This window comes from Roseinatronobacter sp. S2, from assembly GCF_029581395.1.
GTDB lineage: Bacteria > Pseudomonadota > Alphaproteobacteria > Rhodobacterales > Rhodobacteraceae > Roseinatronobacter.
The window spans coordinates 3,091,561-3,110,657 of the sequence record NZ_CP121113.1 but is presented as its reverse complement, the minus strand read 5'-3'; the positions used below and the strand labels follow the sequence as shown (position 1 = coordinate 3,110,657).

The window sequence follows — 19,097 nt, the reverse complement described above, 5'->3', positions numbered from 1 at the left end:
TAGCTTGCCCATGCACCCTGATTTGACCCTTTTCGTTTCGATTGCCGCAGGTGGCGGGCTGGGGGCGATGGCGCGCGCAACGCTGTCGTCCTGGATTGCACGTCGCGTGCATCTGGCTTGGGGCACGCTGGTCGTGAACCTGTCGGGAAGCGCCATGCTGGGGCTGGCATCTGGCGCGTTGCTGGCGCGGTCAGACGGCGCGCCGTTATCTGCAATTGCGGCGGGCACGCCCCCGGTGCTTGCGGTTTTCATGCTTGGCGTTCTGGGGGGCTATACCACCGTTTCGACGCTTGCGCTGCAAACTCTGACGCTATGGCAGGCAGGGGACCGGCGCGCGGCTTGTGCGAATGCGCTGGGGTCTGCGGTATCCGGTCCGGTCGTGGCGGGGCTGGGCGTGGTTCTGGGGGCATGGCTGTTGTCCCCGGCCGTCTGGGGGGGCTGAGGATGCGGGGCACACTTCTGGCGGTGGGCATTGGCGGGGCCGTGGGCACGGGTGCGCGCATAGCGTTAAGTCTGGCCGCGCTGCACCTGCTGCCGGATGCGGCCTATATTGCGACGCTGGCGGCAAATGTTCTGGGTGCCGCGCTTATCGGCTATCTGGCAACCCGCACACTGCGCCCCATTGCGACCGCATTTCTGATGACGGGGTTTTGCGGCGGGTTCACGACCTTCTCGCTATTCTCGTTTGAAGTTCTGGTTTTGCTGGAAACCGGGGCAGTTGCTGCACTGGCCTATGGCACGGTGTCGCTGGTGTTGTGGGTCGGTGCGACAGCCGCAGGGTATCGGCTGGGCATGGGGCGCAATTCAGCCACCAGATGACGGCGGTGGTGCGGAACGGCCCACGAAAAAGGGGGGCAGACTGCCCCCTTTTCCCTGAATGATATGCCATATGCGTCGTCAGATATTGTCGACCTGCGGCATGCCCATCACATGATAACCGCCATCGACATGGATGATCTCGCCCGTGGTGAAAGCCCCGTAATCGGATGCCAGATAGACCGCTGTGCCGCCCACGCTTTCCAGTGTTGCATTGCTGCGCAGGGGGGCGTTGGTTTCGGCGTGACGATAGGTTTTGCGCGCGCCCCCGATGGCCGCACCGGCAAGGGTTTTCATCGGGCCGGGGCTGATGGCATTCACGCGAATACCTTCTGGACCCAGATCATTGGCCAGATAGCGCACCGAACTTTCCAGCGCGGCCTTCGCCACGCCCATGACGTTGTAAAACGGTGTCACTGTGTTGGACCCCTGAAAGGTCAGTGTCAGCAGCGTGCCGCCATTGGGCATCAACTCGGATGCGCGCCGCCCCAGATCGATGAAGCTGTAACAGCTTATTTCCAGCGAATGCTTGAAATTGGCGCGGCTGGTGTCGCGGAACCGGCCTGTCAGTTCGGTCTTGTCGGAAAACGCGATGGCATGGACCAGAAAATCCATGCTTCCCCAGCGGGATTTCAACACATCGAAACAGGCATCAAGCGATGCTTCATTCGTGACATCGACATCCACCAGAATGTCGGACCCGAGCGAGGCCGCAAGCGGTTCGACGCGTTTGCCAAATGCCTCTCCCTGATATGAGAAGGCAAGTTCCGCGCCCTGACCGGCCATCGCCTTGGCAATGCCCCACGCGATGGAGCGTTCATTGGCAACGCCCATCACCAGACCGCGTTTGCCAGCCATCAATCCCGCCATCGAATGCCCCTCAGTCACGCATCGCACTCATGATAAGTGTCGCGTTGGTTCCGCCAAATCCGAAGCTGTTGGACAGCACGGAATCCAGTTCCACATCCTCGACCAGCTTGGTTGCAATTTCCCCGTCCTGAATGGCAGGGTCAAGCTGGGTGACATTGGCCGATGCGGCAATGAACCGGCCCTGCATCATCAGCAGCGAATAAATCGCTTCCTGCACACCTGTCGCCCCAAGGCTGTGGCCTGTCAGGGATTTGGTCGATGATATGGGGGGCACGTTTCCTTCACCGTAAATGCGGCGGATGGCTTCGACTTCGGTCACGTCGCCTGCGGGGGTCGATGTTCCGTGCGCGTTGATATAGCTGACCTTGCGCCCCTGCGGCAGGGTGGACAGTGCCAGCCGCATGGACCGCTCGCCGCCCTCGCCCGATGGGGCGACCATGTCATACCCGTCGGATGTGGCGCCGTAGCCTGTCACCTCGGCATAGATTTTTGCGCCGCGCGCCCTGGCATGTTCCAGTTCTTCCAGCACGACAACGCCGCCACCGCCGCCAATCACGAACCCGTCGCGCGTGGCATCAAATGCGCGCGCGGCCGTATCGGGGGCGTCATTGTATTTCGACGACATGGCGCCCATCGCGTCAAACAGACAAGACAGCGTCCAGTCCAATTCTTCGCCGCCACCTGCAAAAATCACGTCCTGCTTGCCCATCTGGATAAGCTCTGTCGCGTTGCCGATGCAATGCGCCGAAGTCGAGCACGCGGACGTGATGGAATAGTTCACACCCTTGATCTTGAACGGGGTGGCCAGACAGGCGGAATTCGTGGACGACATGCCGCGCGTCACCATGAATGGCCCCATACGCTTGGGGCTGCCTTTTTCGATAACAATCTTGTGCGCCTGAAACAGATTGGACGTGGATGGACCGCCCGACCCCATGATCAGGCCGGTGCGTTCATTTGACACATCGCTGTCTTCCAGACCGGAATCGGCAATGGCCTGTTCCATCGACAGGAAGTTATAAGCCGCACCCGGCCCCATAAAGCGCAGGTTGCGCTTGTCGATATGATCTTCCAGCGTGATTTGTGGCATGCCGTGAATCTGGCTGCGAAACCCGTGTTCGGCATATTCGGGCGCAAAGACAATGCCCGACCGGCCCGCGCGCAGGCTGGCCGCAACTTCATCCGTAGAATTCCCGATGGGCGAGATGATCCCCAGCCCGGTAATGACAACGCGACGCATGGGCGTCCTCCCTGTTGTTGGCCTGTTGTTGGATTGGCGCTTCAGCTTTCCGACAGCGCGACTTTCATATCCTTGACCATATAGATGACATCGCCATCCGCTTCGACAATGCCATCGGCAACGCCCATGGTCAGGCGCCGCGTTTGCACGGCCTTGGTGAAATCTACCTTGTAGGTCAGCATCTTGCGGTCAGGGCGGACCATGCCTGTCAGTTTGACTTCACCCACACCCAGCGCATAGCCGCGCCCTTGCCAGCCGCGCCAGCCCAGATTGAACCCGGTCAGTTGCCACAAGCCGTCAAGCCCAAGGCAACCGGGCATGATCGGATTGCCGGGAAAGTGGCAGTCAAAAAACCACAGGTCGGGCGTGATGTCGAATTCCGCCACCACATGGCCCTTGCCATGCGCGCCCCCATCGCCAGAGATTTCGGTGATCCGGTCCATCATCAGCATTGGTGGCGCAGGCAGTTGCGCATTGCCCGGTCCGAACAATTCACCGCGTGCGCAGGCCAACAGGCCCTCTTTGTCAAAGGATGTCGGAAACTGGGACATGAAATTCTCCTGCATGGCTTTTCTTCCTCTAGCACCGTGCCGCAAAGTCATGCAAGCCCGCGCATCACGACAGATTGCGGGCCGGCCAAGTGAATTTCATTTGAAATTCATGTGCAACAAGCTCTATATACACCCTATGGATACGGATTTTGCACAACTTAATGATGACGCCCTAAGTACCGGGGCAGACTGGCTTGCCCGCGCAGGGGTTCGGCCCACGCGACAGCGGCTGTCACTGGCAGGTTTACTGGTGGGGGACGGGCACGACCGGCACGTTACCGCCGAAAGCCTGTTTCTTGCTGTAAAGGAAAGCGGGGAATCGGTTTCGCTTGCGACAGTATACAACACCCTGCGCGCGTTTTGTGATGCAGGATTGATGAACGAAATCACCGTGGATGCAACGCGGTCCTATTTCGACACCTGCGTGGAAGAGCATCCGCATTATTTCTGGGAAGACAGCCAGCAACTGACCGACGCCCCGTCCGGCGAGGTGGCCTTTTCCCGACTGCCTGCCGCCCCTGAAGGGGCAGAAATCTCTCGGGTGGATGTGGTTATCAGGCTGCGACGCAAATAGGCGCATCTGCCAGGTCTGCGGTCTTGCACAGCATCAGCGGTTGTGAACTTGTCGTTCCTTCAATCAGTGTTTTGGGAACAGTTCAGGCGCAGGTTCTTTGCCGTTTTGGGGGAATAGATGCGTTTCATAATTGCCGCGACTGTCGCGCTGGCGCTTGCGCCTTTGGGGGCTGCGGCCACGCAATGCCCCGATTTTACGCTTCCGGCCGGAAAAGACCTAAGCTACAGCGAAGATGATCTTTGGTCTGAACGCAGCCATGGTGTGACTGCGGGCGGAAACCTGAGCTTGTGGAATTGTTCGCAGTTTGACGGCGTGGGATTCGTGGCGCGCCAGCCGGATTTCCATGTATATCTAAGCAGCAATGCCAAGGACCGTAAGATCCGCTTCAAGATCACCGCTGACGATGGCTGCGATACTGTCTTGCTGATCAATACGCCCGGTGCAGCATGGTTGTTCAATGATGACGATGAGGGCCTGGACCCGGTTATTCGCTTGCGTTCTGCGCAGGCAGGCCGTTACGATATATGGGCCGGAACATTTGGCCCCGACGCCTGTATGGCAACCCTTCACCTGGAAGCCTTTCCCTGAACATGGCAGGCGGCGCGGCCTTGCGCTATGTCGCAGGCCGCCACGGGGTCGGCTGAACGCTGTATCCTATATAAAGCGGGTGTTTCGGGTGGCCTGCTTTGCTTAGGCCAAGGTGCCACAAGCCCCGTCCGGTGGCGCGCAACAACGCCTCTACCTGCGCGCCGCGGCCAAGGTGCGCGCCATGCGTGCCCCATGCGCATATTATCTTGTCGGCCCATAGTGCGCTTTGCGCGATGGCCGCATCATTTAGCGGCCCCGTAGGGTCGGGCGCGGCGCGCATGATGCGCGGATCAGTGGCACGAAACCCGAAGATGTTGCACACCCGGAAGGCCCCGAAACCCAGCGTGCGGGCACGGCGTTCGCAACGTTCTACAGTGGGGTCGTTTTGCACTTCGGTGGCGGTTGACGGGTTCAGCATGACAAACAGCACCCGCCCTGCGTCGGGTTCCCATTCGCGGGTTAACAGGTAGCGAAACGCCTCGCACGGGGAATAGACTGCCACCGACGGGGCATCGCCTTTTACATGGCTGCGGGTTATGACATCGCCCAGATCTGTCATTCCTGATTGAACACGCGACTGGGGTGTAATTCGCCTGCCTTGTATACGCCAACTGCGACCGCGCGCCCCTGATAGCTGGCCCATGCTTCATCGCCATACTCGACCGAGGCACTTAGCACCATTCCCGGGTTTCCATTACGCAACCGCGCAGCCCCTTCCGGTGTGGCGGGCAGTTCGGGCAGGTCGGCCAACCCTTCTTCCAGCGGGCGCAAATAGGTGCCGAGGTCCGGGGTGTGGGCCATGGCTTCGATCTGGTCCATAGTCAGCCCGTCCTTGGCATCAAACGGCCCCGACCATGTGCGCCGCAACCATGCGACATGCCCCAGACAGCCCAGCGCCGCGCCCAGATCGCGCGCGATGGACCGCACATAACCGCCCTTGCCGCACACCATTTCCAATTCAACATGATCGGCGTCAGGCCGCGCGACGATATCCAGCCGTTCCACCCAAAGCGGGCGTGCGGCCAGTTCCATTTCGTCGCCCGCCCGTGCAATGTCATAGGCACGTTCCCCGTCAACCTTGACGGCGGAAAACTGCGGCGGCACTTGTTCAATCTCGCCGCGAAAGGCATCAAGGGCGGCTTCTATTGCGGCATCATCGGGGCGTTGATCATTCGTGTTGATGATCGCGCCTTCGGCATCATCGGTGGTTGTGGCCTGCCCCAGCCGCACCATGAAACGGTAACATTTCAGCGCATCGGTAATATAGGGCACGGTCTTTGTGGCTTCGCCCAATGCGATGGCCAGAACGCCGGTTGCCGCAGGGTCCAGCGTGCCCGCATGGCCTGCTTTCTGGGCCTGCAAGGCCCAACGCACCTTGTTGACCACGGACGTGGACGTAATGCCTGCGGGTTTGTCGACCACGAGCCAGCCAGATATTGCCCGCCCCTTGCGCTTGCGTCCCATGGAATGCCCTTTTGCCTTTTTATGCGCCTGCTACTGGGCGGGCCTGCCCGCGTCAACAACCTTGCCGATAATCGGCCCCAGCAACACACCCCAATCTGAACGCCGCAATCCGGGTGCGTGCAGGCGCGACACGTTGCCGTCGATATACAGCGCTTGTGGCATGTCCAGATGATCGCGGAAAAAGCGTGCGAATTCAAACAGGTTCACAGGTGTGTTGGTAATGGCGAACACCGCCCGCCTGCCGTCTGATGACACCCCGATCCCGTTGCGGATTAAACGAGAGTCGCTGTCTTCAATAAAGCGCGGGTGATACTGCCCGTCGATAACCAGCATCGGGCCGGATTGGGTGGCTTGACGACATGGCAGCGGCGCTTGCGCGAATGCGCGGCTTTCGATCAGTGTGAACCGATCATCCTCGATACAGAAGACACCATTGGGCAGCATGCCGAAATTGCCCGGCCCGGCGGCGGTGACGATGCGCGCCAGCTCCGTGCCATCCTCGATATACAGCCCCACAGGGCGACGGTCGGAATGATACATTCCGCCATTCATCGCGAAGGCCAGTTTCTTGCCCTCGCGCGACAGCGCTGCATCTATGGTTGTGAAATTACCATAGACTTTGTCTTCATCCGCATACAGGAACAGGCGCAGGTCATCTTGCACATCTGCGGTGCATATCGTGAAGCTGGCCCCCAGATAATCGGTGCGCGCACACTCTGACATTGCTGCGGATGATCCTGCCGCCCATAGCGCCAGCGCGCCAAGTCCTGCTTTAATCGCGGTCCGCATCGTCTTCATGCTCGCCGGCGGCAACATCGCGCTGGACGCGCTCCTGCCCCAGCAGGCGGCGCGTGTCATCCATACGGTCAAAGGTTTCATCCAGCTTGAAGCGCAGGTCAGGGGCGTATTTCAACGTCAGTTCCCGCCCGACCAGATGGCGCAACTCTGCCTTGTTGCGCGCAAGCGCCTTCAGCGTGATCTGCTGGTCCTTGCCGCCCAATGGCATCACATAGGCCGTCGCAATCTTCAGATCCGTCGATGTGCGCACTTCGCTGACGGTGATCGGCATGCGCGACAAATCCGGGTCATGCACATCGCCGCGCGCCAGAACATCCGCCAGTGTGCGGCGGATCAACTCTGCCACGCGAAGCTGACGTTGCGAAGGGCCTGCGCCCTGTTGGTAGCGTTTTACACTCATGCTGTTCATTTAGGTCAATCCGCGCCTGCGCGCAACGAGGCTTTGCCAAATTCCGCATCAACCGTTAGGAAGGCGCGAAACTGTGATCAAGGCAGGAGTGGGGCACATGGTCCGCATTGCGATAATGGGTGTTTCCGGGCGTATGGGGCAAATGTTGCTGCGGCTGGTGGACGAAAGCGATCTTGCGGTGCTTTCGGCGGCAATCGAACGTCAGGGGCATGACTGGGTCGGTCAGGATCTGGGCGTCGTGCAGGGCGGTGCCACGCGCGGCGTGATTGTGACAGATGATCTGGCGCAGGCACTGGAATGCTCGGACGCGATTGTGGATTTCACCGCGCCTGCGGTCTCGGTCGCGCTGGCACAACAGGCAGCCGCCGCAGGTGTCGCGCATGTCATTGGCACGACCGGCTTTGATGATGATGATCTGGAAGCCATTGCAAAGGCCAGCGCCACAGGTCGCATCATGCGCGCGGGCAATATGAGCCTTGGGGTTAACCTGTTGGTTAAATTGACACAACAGATCGCACAGGCGCTGGACACAGAATACGACATCGAGATCGTTGAGGCCCATCACCGCCACAAGGTCGATGCCCCGTCCGGCACAGCGCTGATGCTGGGAGAGGCCGCGGCGCGCGGGCGCGGGGTGCTGCTGCCCGAAGTGGCCGACCGCGCGCGCGATGGCATAACCGGCCCGCGCGACGCAGGCGCAATCGGGTTTCACGCCATTCGCGGCGGTGACTATATCGGGGAACATGACGTTATTTTTGCCGGTCCGGGCGAACGGATTGTGCTGCGTCATGTCGCATCTGACAGGGCGTTGTTTGCGCGCGGTGCCATTCGCGCGGCGATCTGGTTGCAGACCCAAGAGCCGGGTGAATATTCCATGCTTGACGTGCTGGGCCTGTAGCCGGGCTGCATCCATCAGCGGGTTTCCGCCGCTGTGCCAGCAGGGTGCGTGTGTTTTGAAACTCGCATGATCCGGCCTGCGTATCTTTGCGTAACACAACTGCAAAGACACCGGAGGATCGCAATGAAAACCCTGATTGTTTTGCTGGTCGCAATGCTGGCTGTCACCCCCCTTGCCGCCAAGGCGGAGTTCGAACCTGTGCGCGATGAAACCACGTTCCGCAGCCTTGTGGAAGGGCGCGAACTGGCACGGTTCGGCGTGCGGTTGCAAGTGCTGCCACAAGGCCAGATCACCGGGCGCGGGTTCGGCATGCGCGTGGGCGGCATGTGGGAATGGCGCGACGGTTTTTTTTGCCGCACGCTTGAATTCGGCAGCTCTGGCGATCCGTATAATTGCCAGCTTGTGCTGCGCGACGGAAACACACTGCGGTTCATTTCCGATCAGGGGCAGGGGGATTACGCCGACCTGCGGTTGCGTTAGGATGGGGCCTTGGGGCTTGCCCCCTCGACAAACTCCACATTCCTGCCTAATTCAATGGCATGACACCTGACCTGATCCCCGTGCGTGGCACGTTGACCGCGCAAAAATCGCTGAACACCCTGACATGGCTGCGCGTGGGCGGGCCTGCGGACTGGTTGTTCCAGCCCGCCGATGAAGACGACCTGTGTGATTTTCTGCGCCAGCTTGATCCTGCCATTCCGGTTTTTCCCATGGGCGTGGGGTCAAACCTGATTGTGCGCGATGGCGGTATCCGTGCTGTCGTCATCCGGCTTGGGCGCGGGTTCAACAGCATTGACGCAGGCGACACCATCACTGCCGGGGCCGCCGCGCTGGATGCGCATGTTGCCCGCAAATCAGCAGATGCAGGGCGTGACCTGACCTTTTTGCGCACCATTCCGGGCAGTATCGGGGGCGCTGTGCGGATGAATGCGGGGTGTTACGGCACTTATGTTGCCGATCGCCTGATTGATGTCACTGCCATCGACCGCACGGGCCAGCGCCATGTTTTGCCCGCCGCCGCGCTGAAGCTGGACTACCGGCAGTCTGATTTGCCGGATGGCATGGTTATCACGCAGGCACGGTTTGATGCACCCGCCGCCGACCCCGACATGTTGCATGAACGCATGGCCGACCAGCTTGCCCGCCGTGACGCGACGCAGCCCACCAAGGACCGCAGCGCGGGATCTACATTCCGCAATCCCGCTGGTTTCAGCTCCACAGGGCGCGCGGATGATGTGCACGACCTGAAGGCATGGAAGGTCATCGAGGATGCAGGTTTGCGCGGCGCACGCATGGGGGGCGCGCAGATGTCACCCAAACATCCCAACTTTTTGATCAACACCAGCAGCGCAACTGCCGCCGAATTGGAAGGATTGGGTGAAGAAGTGCGAAAAAGGGTTTTGCAAGCGCGTGGTATTTCGCTACACTGGGAAATTATGAGGGTTGGCGACAGCTTGCCCGACATGGATCTGCCGCCGGTTGAACTTGTATCTGGCGCAGTGAAAACACAATAAACACCCCGAAAATGGGGCAAAAAGGGCCAAAAATGGCCCAGAGGCAGTGGGAATGGGCATGTCGAGCAGGGCAGCCCCCCGGATATGTGTTCTGAAAGGCGGACTCTCGGCTGAGCGCGAGGTGTCGCTATCGACAGGGCATGAATGCGCGCAGGCGCTGCGGGTGGCGGGATATGAAGTGGTCGAACTGGATGCGCGCGGTGATGTGGCGCAGCGTCTGGTCGATATTGCGCCTGACATCGTGTTCAACGCACTGCATGGCCGTTTTGGCGAAGATGGCAGCGTGCAGGGCGTTCTTGAATGGCTGCGTATTCCCTATACTCATTCCGGTGTGCTGGCGTCGGCACTTGCAATGGACAAGGAGCGTGCGAAAGCTGCGTTCATGTCTGCCGGTCTGCCGGTCCTGCCCAGCCTGATTGCCCCGAAAGCAGATGCAATGGCGCGGCACCTTATGGAACCGCCCTATGTGGTCAAACCCAATAATGAAGGGTCCAGCGTTGGCGTCTATCTGGTCAATGATGGTGCGAACACCCCCCCGCAGCTTGGACCAGAGATGCCCGCGCATGTCATGGTCGAGGCTTTCGCGCCGGGCCGCGAGTTGACCACCACGGTGATGGGTGACCGCGCACTGACGGTCACAGATATCGTGACCGATGGCTGGTATGATTATGATGCGAAATACCGCCCCGGTGGGTCACGCCATGTTCTGCCCGCCGATATTCCCGCCGAAATACATGCCGCCTGTCTGGATTACGCATTGCGCGCGCATCAGGTTCTTGGGTGTCGCGGGCTGACCCGCACGGATTTTCGCTGGGATGAAGGGCGCGGCCTTGACGGGTTGATCTTGCTGGAGTTGAACACACAGCCCGGCATGACGCCCACATCGCTGGTGCCTGAACAGGCCGCCCATTGCGGTATCGGGTTTCCTGATCTTTGCCGCTGGATGATCGAGGATGCGTCATGCGACCGGTAGGCCCCTTTGACCGCGAACGCGATGACGGACTGTCCAGCCATCATGTTGACGCCCATGACGGGGATGCACCGCTTTCGGCATTGTCGCCGGAAATGAGCTTCTGGGACCATTTGGGCGCAACCCGTGCGGATGAATATGCGCAAGATGACATTCTGACCGGAATCCCCCTGCCGGATGTGCCAGCCATGGCACCTGTGGCGCTTTCGGCGGTGGATATGGCGCCGCCACAGTCCATGCCCCAGCATGGGTTTACCCGCCTCGATGATACGTTGCGCGCGCGCGAAGCCGTCGCGCCCCCCCATGACAACACAGGAATGCGTGACATTCCGGCGGATCAGCGCACGGGGGCAATGGGGCACGGCGCGGCGCAGATGGACCGGCCTGTGCAGGCGCCGCCGCCACAAGTTCCGCGTGCCCATACCCGCGCCCATGGTCCGGCGCAAAGATCGCGGCGCAAATCACATCTGCCCAGCCGCTTTTCCTATCGCATTCAACGGGTCTGGCTGACGCCGATATACCGCCGCGCCATCAAGATCGGCCTGCCCATTGTCGCCTGCGTGGCCGCGCTGGCCGTGACACTGGCCAGCGAGGACCGGCGCATGGCCATGACTGCGCAGGCAGAAGCACTTTATTCGGCCTTTGTGGACCGGCCTGATTTCATGGTGACCGAATTGCGCTTGCCGGAACTGGCCCCCGAGCTGGACGAGGCAATCCGCGCCGCAATCACCCCGGAATTGCCACAGTCGTCCTGGCGGCTGGATCTGGATGAATTGCGTGACCGTGTGGAGTTGCTGGATGCCATTCTGGTCGCGGATCTGCGGCTTTTGTCCGACGGTGTCTTGTCCGTTTCGGTGACCGAACGGGTGCCTGTCATCTTGTTGCGGACTGCCGAAGGTCTGGAAGTTCTGGACATAGAGGGCATGCGCATAGGCTTTGCGCCCGATCGGAATTCGCTTCCCGACCTGCCGGTGATTTCGGGCGAAGGCGGGGGGACGCATGTCCCCGAAGCGCTGGATCTGTTTGATGCCGCGTCCCCCTTGGGTGCGCGCATGCGCGGTCTTGTGCGGGTTGGTGAACGGCGCTGGGATGTGGTTCTGGACCGCGAACAGCGCATCAAACTGCCTGAAACCGGCGCAATTGCTGCGTTGGAACATGTCATCGCGCTGGAACAGGCGCAGGATTTGCTGGCGCGCGACCTGATCGCGGCTGACATGCGCAATCCCGCGCGACCAGTTTTACAAATAAGTGAGGGCGCGATGGAAACGATCCGCGCCATACGCTCTCAAAATACGGAGGCATTGCAGTAATGATCGATCCCTACTCCTCGCAACGGGCGATGCGGCACATGCGCCGTGCAGCGATGCAACGCGGTGTTGTCGCCGTTCTGGATATAGGCACCTATAAAGTCGCCGCCCTTGTTCTGAAGGTTGACCCGATGGGGCCGGAACCCAAGGCCGCAAGCATTGGCAATCTGGGGGGGCAGGCGGGGTTTCGCGTGATCGGTGCGGGCACAACGCGCTCGCGCGGGGTGCGTCTGGGTGAAATCGCGGCAATGACCGAAACCGAAACTGCGCTGCGCACTGCATTGCAGGCTGCACAGAAAATGGCGCAGACACGCGTTGATCATGTGATCGTTTGTGTGTCCGGCGGGGCAATCCGGTCCTATGGGTTGGCGGGCGAGGTCGATGTCGAGGGCAACACCGTCGTTGAAAATGACATCTCGCGGGTGATGGCTGCGTGTGATGTGCCCGATTTCGGGGTCGGGCGGGATGTGTTGCATGCACAGCCCATCAATTTCGCGCTGGACCACCGCACTGGCCTGTCGGACCCGCGCGGCCAGATCGGCCAGCAACTGGCCTGCGATATGCATATGGTGACGGTCGATACATCGCTTGTGCAAAATATCTGCAACTGCCTGAAACGCTGTGATGTGGAACTGGCAGGCATTGCCGCCAGTGGCTACGCCAGCGGGATGGCCGCGCTGGTCGAGGATGAAAAAGAACTGGGCGCGGCCTGTATCGATCTGGGTGCGGGCACATCAGGTGTGTCCATCTTCATCAAGAAGCACATGATCTTTACCGATACTGTGCGTCTGGGCGGCGCGCATGTGACACTTGACATCGCCAAGGGCCTGCAAGTGGACATGACCACTGCGGAACGTATCAAGACTGTGCATGGCGGGGTGCAGGCCACGTCCATGGACGACCGCGAGATGATCGAGATCGGCGGCAATTCCGGCGACTGGGAAAAAGATCGCCGGACCGTCAGCCGCGCCGAGCTGATCGGCATCATGCGCCCGCGGATCGAGGAAATTCTGGAAGATGTCCGCGCGCGGCTGGATGCGGCAGGGTTTGGCTACCTGCCCAGCCAGCAGGTTGTCCTGACAGGGGGTGGCGCACAAATTCCGGGCATTGACGGACTGGCTGCACGGATCTTCGGCCAGCAGGTGCGTCTGGGGCGTCCGGTGCGCGTGCGCGGTCTGCCACAAGCCGCATCCGGCCCTGCATTTTCCGGTTCGGTGGGGCTAAGCCTGTTGGCAACCAGTCCGCAGGATGAATGGTGGGATTTCGATTTGCCGACCCAAAGCTACCCGGCACGGTCCCTGCGACGCGCTGTGAAGTGGTTCAAGGACAACTGGTAGGCGCTATATGTGTCGTGTTTGTGGAAATCCAGCGAATCAGAATGAAAAAATTGCCATATTTGGTGCGGAAATGTGACTTTTTTGATGACCTAGAGGCCGAAGCACTGTAGATTCAAGCAAAACCAGCACCCTGACGCGGGACATTGGCGGGCAGGGTTCGGAAAAAAACGAGGCGGAGTGATCATGGCATTGAATTTTGTAGAAGCTGATACACATCAGGAACTGGCCCCCAGAATTACCGTGTTCGGTGTGGGTGGCGCAGGCGGCAATGCGGTCAATAACATGATCGACAAACAGTTGGAGGGGGTCGATTTCGTCGTCGCCAATACCGACGCGCAGGCGCTTCAGCAAAGCAAGGCACCGGGCCGCATCCAGATGGGTGTAAAGATTACCGAAGGACTGGGCGCAGGCGCGCGGCCTTCGGTCGGTTGCGCCGCCGCGGAAGAAACCATCGAGGAAATCATCGACCATCTGGCAGGGTCGCATATGTGCTTTATCACCGCTGGCATGGGCGGCGGCACCGGCACAGGTGCGGCACCGATCATCGCGCAGGCCGCGCGTGAACTGGGTGTCCTGACCGTTGGCGTGGTGACCAAGCCCTTCCAGTTTGAAGGTGCCAAGCGCATGCGTCAGGCCGAAGAAGGTGTCGAGGCGCTGCAAAAGGTTGTTGATACGCTGATCATCATTCCCAACCAGAACCTGTTCCGGCTGGCGAATGAGAAAACCACCTTCACCGAAGCCTTCGCCATGGCCGATGACGTGCTGTATCAGGGCGTCAAGGGTGTGACGGACCTGATGGTGCGCCCCGGCCTGATCAACCTGGACTTTGCCGATGTTCGCGCCGTGATGGACGAAATGGGCAAGGCCATGATGGGAACGGGCGAGGCGACAGGCGAAGATCGCGCCGTTCAGGCCGCAGAAAAAGCGATTGCCAACCCGCTGCTGGACGAAATCAGCCTGCATGGCGCACGCGGTGTGTTGATCAACATCACCGGTGGCTATGACCTGACATTGTTCGAACTGGACGAAGCCGCAAACCGCATTCGCGAAAAGGTCGACCCGGAGGCGAACATCATCGTCGGCTCCACGCTGGACCCCGCAATGGAAGGCGCGCTGCGTGTGTCGGTTGTGGCAACTGGTATTGATGCGGTGCAGAACACCCAGGCAGAGGACCTGCCGCGCCGCAGCCTGTCGACGCCGGTTCCGGCCCCCGAACGCGCAGCACGCCCAAGCGAACCTGCACCACAGCCGGTCGAGCAGCAGCCTGCACCGATGAGTGCGCAGGCCCCTGCAAATCCGCAGCCGCAGCATTACCAGCCGCAGCATCAGCCTCAATATCAGCCGCAGCGCATGGAAAACCCTGCTGCCCGTTCCGAACCGGAGCAGCAGAACCTGTTTGCACGGGAAACTATGCGCCCTGCGAACCCGGAACCTGCACAAGCCCCGCGCTATGAGCAGCACAACCCCTACCCGCAGGATATGGCACCCCAGCATCCACATCATGCGGCGCATGACAGACGTGACGCGCAACCCTATAACGAACAGATGCATGACGACGGGTTTGACATCGACTCTGTCTTTGATAACGGCCAGAACAGTCATCCTTCCGCTCAGTTCACCGCACCGCGTCGCCCCACGCCGGGCACCCCCTCGCCAGAGACACTGGCGCGTTTGCAGCGTGCTGTTCAAAAGGGTCCGGAACATGGGGGGCCGCGTGCGCGCCCTGCTGCACCGGTAGCGCCCGCGCCCGCACCTTCCCCCGCGCCAGAGGCAGATCGTGGCGGATCCCGTTTCGGGATTGGGTCACTGATCAGCCGTATGGCCGGACATGGAAATGAAGGTGCAGCCACCAATGCACAGCGTCGTGTATCGCCGCCAATGCATCAGTATGATGAAGAACAAGCACCATCGGCATCTGATGAAAGAATTGAAATTCCGGCATTCCTGCGTCGTCAGGCGAACTGATCAGGTAACGTCTGAGTCAGTGTGTTTTTGAAAAGGCCGGCATTGCCGGCCTTTTTCTTATTTGAAAACAGTGTGATAAACGCGCGTATTTTAAATCTACAGGAACCCGCCGAAAGCAGCGGGGATTGTTACAAAGGGTCACAATCTGTGAATTGCACCTTTGGCACCCTAAGGGTTAGGTAGGGGCAAGCACCAGTAAGGTGCACCCAATTGCGGAAAGAGTGGCGGTATAGTATGCAACAAACGATAGCGAAACCAATCAGTATCGCTGGAACAGGGCTTCATAGCGGGGCGCCTGTGCGTTTGAATTTATGCCCCGCAGGCCCTGATCACGGCCTTCAATTTGTTCGTGTGGATATCGCGCAAGGTGATAACGTCATCGCGGTCGGGCCGGAAAACTGGGTCGAAGCCAGCCTGTGCACAGTGCTGCGCAATGATGCCGGTGCAAGTGTCAGCACAATCGAGCATTTGATGGCCGCGCTGCATGGCTGTGGCGTTCACAATCTACGCATTGAAATTGACGGCCCTGAAGTGCCTATTCTGGACGGCAGCGCTGCGCCATTCGTCGCGCGCATTCTGTCCGCAGGGCTGGCGCAGTGCGATGCGCCGGTGCGGGTTTTGCGCGTCTTGCGCCCCGTAAGCGTGGAACGGGATGGCGCGCGTGCCAGCCTGTCGCCCGCTGACGGTCTTGAACTGGCATTCGAGATTGATTTTGCCGACAAGGCAATCGGCCATCAAAGCCGTTCGCTGGAAATGTATAATGGTGCATTTCTGCGCGAACTTAGCGATTGCCGCACATTTTGCATGCGCGCCGATGTCGAAGTGATGCAGGCCAACGGTCTGGCGCTTGGCGGCACATTGGACAATGCTGTCGTTTTCGACGGCGGCGCGGTTCTGACCCCGGGCGGCTTGCGCCGCGCGGATGAACCGGTGCGCCACAAGATGCTTGACGCAATGGGTGATCTGTATGTGGCCGGCCATTCCATCATCGGTCGTTATGAAGGCGTGAAGGCCGGACATGCGCTTACAGGCCAGCTGCTTCAGGCGTTGTTTGCTGACCCGGAAAACTACGAAATTGTCCCCTGCGAGGCGCGTGATATCGCGCGCCTGCCCGGCGCAAACCTCAGCACCAAGGATATGCAGTTGTCTGCATGACCTTTCGGGGTCGCGCAGGGACAAATGGGCAAAAAGGCGTTTTGCGCCTCAGTTTTTTATGTGCTAGGACAAAGGCACTCTTTGATGGGATGGGGTAGTGCCAAAATGATTTCGCGGGCAAGCTTTCGGGGTTTTGCAATAGGTATTGCAGTTTTGGCTGCGCTAGGGGCTTGCAACCGCAATACCGGCCCTGACGAATCATTGTCCGGCTTCACCGCCGAAGAAATTTACCAGCGTGGCGAGTATGAGTTGGAAACCTCTCGCAGGGTATCAGGCTCGTTGCGTTATTTTCAGGAAATCGAACGCCTGTATCCCTACACGGAATGGGCGCGGCGTGCGTTGATCATGCAGGCTTATGGCCACCACCGCGCGCGCGAATATGAAGAAAGCCGCGCTGCCGCCCAACGTTTTCTGGATATGTATCCAAATGATGAAGAAGCGCCCTATGCCGCATATCTGCTTGCATTGTCCTTCTATGATCAGGTCGATGAGGTTGGCCGTGATCAGGGTGTCACCTTTCAGGCCCTGCAACATCTGCGCCGCGTGATCGAGGATTATCCCGATACGGATTATGCCCGTTCTGCGGTGCTGAAGTTTGAACTGGCGTTTGACCATCTGGCCGCCAAGGAAATGGAAATCGGGCGGTATTATCTGAAACGCGGAAACTATAACGCCGCGATCAACCGCTTCCGTGTCGTGGTCGAGGATTTCCAGACATCAACCCACACACCAGAAGCCCTGCATCGTCTGGCCGAGGCGTATTTGTCGCTTGGTCTGCGCGGCGAAGCGCAAACCGCGGCGGCGATCCTTGGGTATAACTTCGAAGCCAACCCATTCTATCAAGACAGCTTTGCACTGCTGACAGGGCAGGGGCTGCAACCTGCGGATAGCGGTGAAGGCTGGCTAAGCCGGATTTACCGCCAGGCGGTTCGCGGGGAATGGATCTGATACAGCCCATGTCAGTTCAGGACTAGGGGCGCGTATGCTGCTGTCGCTTGATATTCGGGACATGTTGATCATTGACCGGCTGGAACTTGCATTCCAGCCCGGTCTGAACGTGCTGACCGGCGAAACAGGCGCGGGTAAATCCATATTGCTGGACAGTCTGGGGTTTGTTCTTGGCTGGCGCGGGCGTGCTGATCTGGTGCGCCAAGGTGCCGATCAGGGCGAAGTGGTTGCCGAATTTGCGCTAGGTCCCGACCATCCCGCACAAACCATTCTGGCAGATGCCGGATTCGAGCCGTCCGATACGTTGTTGCTGCGGCGCGTCAATGCCCGCGACGGACGCAAGACCGCGTGGGTGAACGACCGCCGCGCATCCGGCGAGGTGCTGCGCGCCCTGTCCGAAACGCTGGTTGAACTGCATGGCCAGCAGGATGATCGCGGGCTATTGAACCCGCGCGGACACCGTGACTTGCTGGATGCCTATGCAGGTGTGTCCGACCAGATTGCCGCCACGCGCCGCGCATGGACCACATTGCGCAAAGCCCGCAAAGCCCGCGAAGCCGAAGCTGCACGTCTGGCAGAAGTCGCAGCCGAGGAAGATTTCCTGCGCCATGCCGTTGCGGAACTGGATGCGCTTGAACCCGAACCGGGTGAAGAAGCGACACTGGATTCCCGCCGCCGCCTGATGCAGGCCGCGCAAAAGCTGAAAGGTGACGTAGCCCGCGCCCTTGCCGCCCTGTCAGGAGAGGGCGCAGAGCGAATGCTGGTCGATGCCACGCGCTGGCTTGAAGGGGCAGCAGACGAAGTCGAAGGTCGCCTTGACGGACCGCTTGAGGCACTTGGCCGCGCCATGGATGCCTTGGGAGAGGCGCAAAACGGCATTGAAAGCTGTCTTGACGCACTGGATATAAACCCCTCGGAACTGGAAGCTGTCGAAGAACGGTTGTTTGGTCTGCGCGGTCTGGCGCGCAAGCATTCGGTTTTGCCTGACGATCTGGGGGATTTTGCAGCCACGCTGCGCCAGCGTCTGGACGTGCTGGACAATGGCGCGCGCCAGATGGCGGATCTGGCCCGCGCCGAAGAAGATGCGCGCGCCGCCTATGATGATGCAGCCCGCGTGTTAAGTGCGGCCCGCACAGCGGCTGCGGCAAGCCTTGATACGGACATGGCGCGCGAACTGGCACCGCTGAAGCTGGACCGCGCAGTGTTCACGACGGTCCTGAAAGTTGATGAACCCGGCCCCGACGGGGTTGATTCCGTAAGTTTTGAGGTGGCGACCAACCCCGGCGCACCGGCTGGCCCTTTGTCGCGAATTGCTTCTGGCGGGGAATTGTCACGCTTTTTGTTGGCATTGAAGGTCTGTCTGGTGCGCGGCGTGTCCGGCATCACCATGATCTTCGATGAAATTGATCGCGGCGTGGGCGGAGCTACTGCCGATGCAGTCGGGCGCAGGTTGCGGGCCTTGGCGCAAGGGTCGCAAGTGCTGGTTGTCACGCATTCTCCGCAGGTTGCCGCCCTTGGTGCCCATCACTGGCGGGTTGAAAAGCAGGTTTGCAACGACATCACGTTGTCGCGCGTTGTGCCGCTTTCCGCCGATGACCGCGTGCAAGAGATTGCAAGAATGCTGTCGGGTGATACGATCACCAAAGCAGCCCGCGCAGCAGCAGAAGATTTGTTGCACGCAGGCACCTGACAG

General features: G+C 60.0%; 21 protein-coding genes. 14 read left to right on the top strand and 7 right to left on the bottom strand.

The window, feature by feature from the left end:
- Positions 1-10 precede the first annotated feature (10 nt).
- Both P8S53_RS15025 and P8S53_RS15020 read left to right on the top strand, forming a co-directional pair.
- The gene (locus tag P8S53_RS15025) at positions 11-442 is read left to right on the top strand and encodes a CrcB family protein (protein ID WP_277804784.1); all 432 of its coding nucleotides are present in this window, start codon (positions 11-13) and stop codon (positions 440-442) included.
- A gap of 2 nt (positions 443-444) precedes the next feature.
- Positions 445-819 carry a CrcB family protein gene (locus P8S53_RS15020; RefSeq protein WP_277804783.1) on the top strand — a complete coding sequence of 125 codons (375 nt, stop codon included), beginning with the start codon at positions 445-447 and terminating at the stop codon, positions 817-819.
- 78 nt (positions 820-897) lie between these two features.
- Here the strand turns inward: P8S53_RS15020 and P8S53_RS15015 are convergent, their stop codons facing one another.
- Genes P8S53_RS15015 through fabA form a run of 3 tightly spaced genes read right to left on the bottom strand, consistent with a single transcriptional unit; the run spans position 898 to position 3,477 of the window.
- Positions 898-1,686 (bottom strand): enoyl-ACP reductase, encoded by a 789-nt coding sequence (locus P8S53_RS15015; protein ID WP_277804782.1) that lies wholly within the window; start codon positions 1,684-1,686, stop codon positions 898-900.
- A gap of 10 nt (positions 1,687-1,696) precedes the next feature.
- The gene (gene fabB, locus P8S53_RS15010) at positions 1,697-2,926 is read right to left on the bottom strand and encodes a beta-ketoacyl-ACP synthase I (protein WP_277804781.1); all 1,230 of its coding nucleotides are present in this window, start codon (positions 2,924-2,926) and stop codon (positions 1,697-1,699) included.
- A 41-nt stretch (positions 2,927-2,967) separates the two neighbouring features.
- Positions 2,968-3,477 (bottom strand): bifunctional 3-hydroxydecanoyl-ACP dehydratase/trans-2-decenoyl-ACP isomerase, encoded by a 510-nt coding sequence (gene fabA, locus P8S53_RS15005; protein WP_277804780.1) that lies wholly within the window; start codon positions 3,475-3,477, stop codon positions 2,968-2,970.
- Between the two features lie 136 nt (positions 3,478-3,613).
- On the opposite strand from fabA, the gene irr reads away from it, so the two are divergent.
- Together irr and P8S53_RS14995 are read left to right on the top strand one after the other, a co-directional pair.
- Positions 3,614-4,051 carry a Fur family transcriptional regulator Irr gene (gene irr / locus P8S53_RS15000; RefSeq protein WP_277804779.1) on the top strand — a complete coding sequence of 146 codons (438 nt, stop codon included), beginning with the start codon at positions 3,614-3,616 and terminating at the stop codon, positions 4,049-4,051.
- 117 nt (positions 4,052-4,168) lie between these two features.
- Complete coding sequence (locus tag P8S53_RS14995) at positions 4,169-4,639, top strand: hypothetical protein (RefSeq protein WP_277804778.1); 471 nt, start codon at positions 4,169-4,171, stop codon at positions 4,637-4,639.
- Positions 4,640-4,664: 25 nt separating this feature from the next.
- Here P8S53_RS14995 and P8S53_RS14990 read toward each other — a convergent pair whose 3' ends face one another.
- Genes P8S53_RS14990 through rbfA form a run of 4 tightly spaced genes read right to left on the bottom strand, consistent with a single transcriptional unit; the run spans position 4,665 to position 7,301 of the window.
- A complete protein-coding gene (locus P8S53_RS14990) occupies positions 4,665-5,198 on the bottom strand; it encodes a DUF1643 domain-containing protein (protein WP_277804777.1) in 534 nt (177 codons plus the stop codon).
- Positions 5,195-6,103, bottom strand: coding sequence for a tRNA pseudouridine(55) synthase TruB (truB, locus tag P8S53_RS14985; protein ID WP_277804776.1), 909 nt, complete (start codon positions 6,101-6,103; stop codon positions 5,195-5,197). The genes P8S53_RS14990 and truB overlap by 4 nt, the downstream gene beginning before the upstream one ends.
- 30 nt (positions 6,104-6,133) lie before the next feature.
- Positions 6,134-6,892, bottom strand: a complete 759-nt coding sequence (locus P8S53_RS14980) for a phosphodiester glycosidase family protein (protein WP_277804775.1) — start codon at positions 6,890-6,892, stop codon at positions 6,134-6,136.
- Positions 6,876-7,301, bottom strand: a complete 426-nt coding sequence (gene rbfA / locus P8S53_RS14975; RefSeq protein ID WP_306417947.1) for a 30S ribosome-binding factor RbfA — start codon at positions 7,299-7,301, stop codon at positions 6,876-6,878. The genes P8S53_RS14980 and rbfA overlap by 17 nt, the downstream gene beginning before the upstream one ends.
- Positions 7,302-7,407: 106 nt before the next feature.
- On the opposite strand from rbfA, the gene dapB reads away from it, so the two are divergent.
- The 10 genes from dapB to recN all read left to right on the top strand — a co-directional run bounded on the left by dapB (position 7,408) and on the right by recN (position 19,094).
- Complete coding sequence (dapB, locus tag P8S53_RS14970; RefSeq protein ID WP_277804773.1) at positions 7,408-8,208, top strand: 4-hydroxy-tetrahydrodipicolinate reductase; 801 nt, start codon at positions 7,408-7,410, stop codon at positions 8,206-8,208.
- A 123-nt stretch (positions 8,209-8,331) separates the two neighbouring features.
- Positions 8,332-8,688 (top strand): hypothetical protein, encoded by a 357-nt coding sequence (locus P8S53_RS14965; protein ID WP_277804772.1) that lies wholly within the window; start codon positions 8,332-8,334, stop codon positions 8,686-8,688.
- A 59-nt stretch (positions 8,689-8,747) separates the two neighbouring features.
- The gene (murB, locus tag P8S53_RS14960) at positions 8,748-9,722 is read left to right on the top strand and encodes a UDP-N-acetylmuramate dehydrogenase (protein WP_277804771.1); all 975 of its coding nucleotides are present in this window, start codon (positions 8,748-8,750) and stop codon (positions 9,720-9,722) included.
- 52 nt (positions 9,723-9,774) lie between these two features.
- On the top strand, positions 9,775-10,695 hold the full coding sequence (locus P8S53_RS14955) for a D-alanine--D-alanine ligase (protein WP_306417813.1): 921 nt from the start codon (positions 9,775-9,777) through the stop codon (positions 10,693-10,695).
- Complete coding sequence (locus P8S53_RS14950; protein WP_277804769.1) at positions 10,683-12,002, top strand: cell division protein FtsQ/DivIB; 1,320 nt, start codon at positions 10,683-10,685, stop codon at positions 12,000-12,002. Before P8S53_RS14955 ends, P8S53_RS14950 begins: the two co-directional genes overlap by 13 nt.
- On the top strand, positions 12,002-13,336 hold the full coding sequence (ftsA, locus tag P8S53_RS14945) for a cell division protein FtsA (RefSeq protein ID WP_277804768.1): 1,335 nt from the start codon (positions 12,002-12,004) through the stop codon (positions 13,334-13,336). The genes P8S53_RS14950 and ftsA overlap by 1 nt, the downstream gene beginning before the upstream one ends.
- Positions 13,337-13,519: 183 nt before the next feature.
- A complete protein-coding gene (ftsZ, locus tag P8S53_RS14940; RefSeq protein ID WP_277804767.1) occupies positions 13,520-15,301 on the top strand; it encodes a cell division protein FtsZ in 1,782 nt (593 codons plus the stop codon).
- 234 nt (positions 15,302-15,535) lie between these two features.
- Entirely contained in the window at positions 15,536-16,456 is a 921-nt protein-coding gene (gene lpxC / locus P8S53_RS14935) for a UDP-3-O-acyl-N-acetylglucosamine deacetylase (protein WP_277804766.1), read from the top strand.
- A gap of 105 nt (positions 16,457-16,561) precedes the next feature.
- A complete protein-coding gene (locus P8S53_RS14930) occupies positions 16,562-17,404 on the top strand; it encodes an outer membrane protein assembly factor BamD (RefSeq protein ID WP_277804765.1) in 843 nt (280 codons plus the stop codon).
- Positions 17,405-17,438: 34 nt separating this feature from the next.
- Complete coding sequence (recN, locus tag P8S53_RS14925) at positions 17,439-19,094, top strand: DNA repair protein RecN (RefSeq protein WP_277804764.1); 1,656 nt, start codon at positions 17,439-17,441, stop codon at positions 19,092-19,094.
- Positions 19,095-19,097: the final 3 nt, after the last annotated feature.

Bases quoted from the DNA above. Each gene is read 5' to 3' on its own strand.
- P8S53_RS15025 (WP_277804784.1), top strand. From the start codon at position 11: ATGCACCCTGATTTGACCCTTTTCGTTTCGATTGCCGCAGGTGGCGGG.
- P8S53_RS15020 (WP_277804783.1), top strand. From the start codon at position 445: ATGCGGGGCACACTTCTGGCGGTGGGCATTGGCGGGGCCGTGGGCACG.
- P8S53_RS15015 (WP_277804782.1), bottom strand. From the start codon at position 1,686: ATGGCGGGATTGATGGCTGGCAAACGCGGTCTGGTGATGGGCGTTGCC.
- fabB (WP_277804781.1), bottom strand. From the start codon at position 2,926: ATGCGTCGCGTTGTCATTACCGGGCTGGGGATCATCTCGCCCATCGGG.
- fabA (WP_277804780.1), bottom strand. From the start codon at position 3,477: ATGTCCCAGTTTCCGACATCCTTTGACAAAGAGGGCCTGTTGGCCTGC.
- irr (WP_277804779.1), top strand. From the start codon at position 3,614: ATGGATACGGATTTTGCACAACTTAATGATGACGCCCTAAGTACCGGG.
- P8S53_RS14995 (WP_277804778.1), top strand. From the start codon at position 4,169: ATGCGTTTCATAATTGCCGCGACTGTCGCGCTGGCGCTTGCGCCTTTG.
- P8S53_RS14990 (WP_277804777.1), bottom strand. From the start codon at position 5,198: ATGACAGATCTGGGCGATGTCATAACCCGCAGCCATGTAAAAGGCGAT.
- truB (WP_277804776.1), bottom strand. From the start codon at position 6,103: ATGGGACGCAAGCGCAAGGGGCGGGCAATATCTGGCTGGCTCGTGGTC.
- P8S53_RS14980 (WP_277804775.1), bottom strand. From the start codon at position 6,892: ATGCGGACCGCGATTAAAGCAGGACTTGGCGCGCTGGCGCTATGGGCG.
- rbfA (WP_306417947.1), bottom strand. From the start codon at position 7,301: ATGAGTGTAAAACGCTACCAACAGGGCGCAGGCCCTTCGCAACGTCAG.
- dapB (WP_277804773.1), top strand. From the start codon at position 7,408: ATGGTCCGCATTGCGATAATGGGTGTTTCCGGGCGTATGGGGCAAATG.
- P8S53_RS14965 (WP_277804772.1), top strand. From the start codon at position 8,332: ATGAAAACCCTGATTGTTTTGCTGGTCGCAATGCTGGCTGTCACCCCC.
- murB (WP_277804771.1), top strand. From the start codon at position 8,748: ATGACACCTGACCTGATCCCCGTGCGTGGCACGTTGACCGCGCAAAAA.
- P8S53_RS14955 (WP_306417813.1), top strand. From the start codon at position 9,775: ATGGGCATGTCGAGCAGGGCAGCCCCCCGGATATGTGTTCTGAAAGGC.
- P8S53_RS14950 (WP_277804769.1), top strand. From the start codon at position 10,683: ATGCGACCGGTAGGCCCCTTTGACCGCGAACGCGATGACGGACTGTCC.
- ftsA (WP_277804768.1), top strand. From the start codon at position 12,002: ATGATCGATCCCTACTCCTCGCAACGGGCGATGCGGCACATGCGCCGT.
- ftsZ (WP_277804767.1), top strand. From the start codon at position 13,520: ATGGCATTGAATTTTGTAGAAGCTGATACACATCAGGAACTGGCCCCC.
- lpxC (WP_277804766.1), top strand. From the start codon at position 15,536: ATGCAACAAACGATAGCGAAACCAATCAGTATCGCTGGAACAGGGCTT.
- P8S53_RS14930 (WP_277804765.1), top strand. From the start codon at position 16,562: ATGATTTCGCGGGCAAGCTTTCGGGGTTTTGCAATAGGTATTGCAGTT.
- recN (WP_277804764.1), top strand. From the start codon at position 17,439: ATGCTGCTGTCGCTTGATATTCGGGACATGTTGATCATTGACCGGCTG.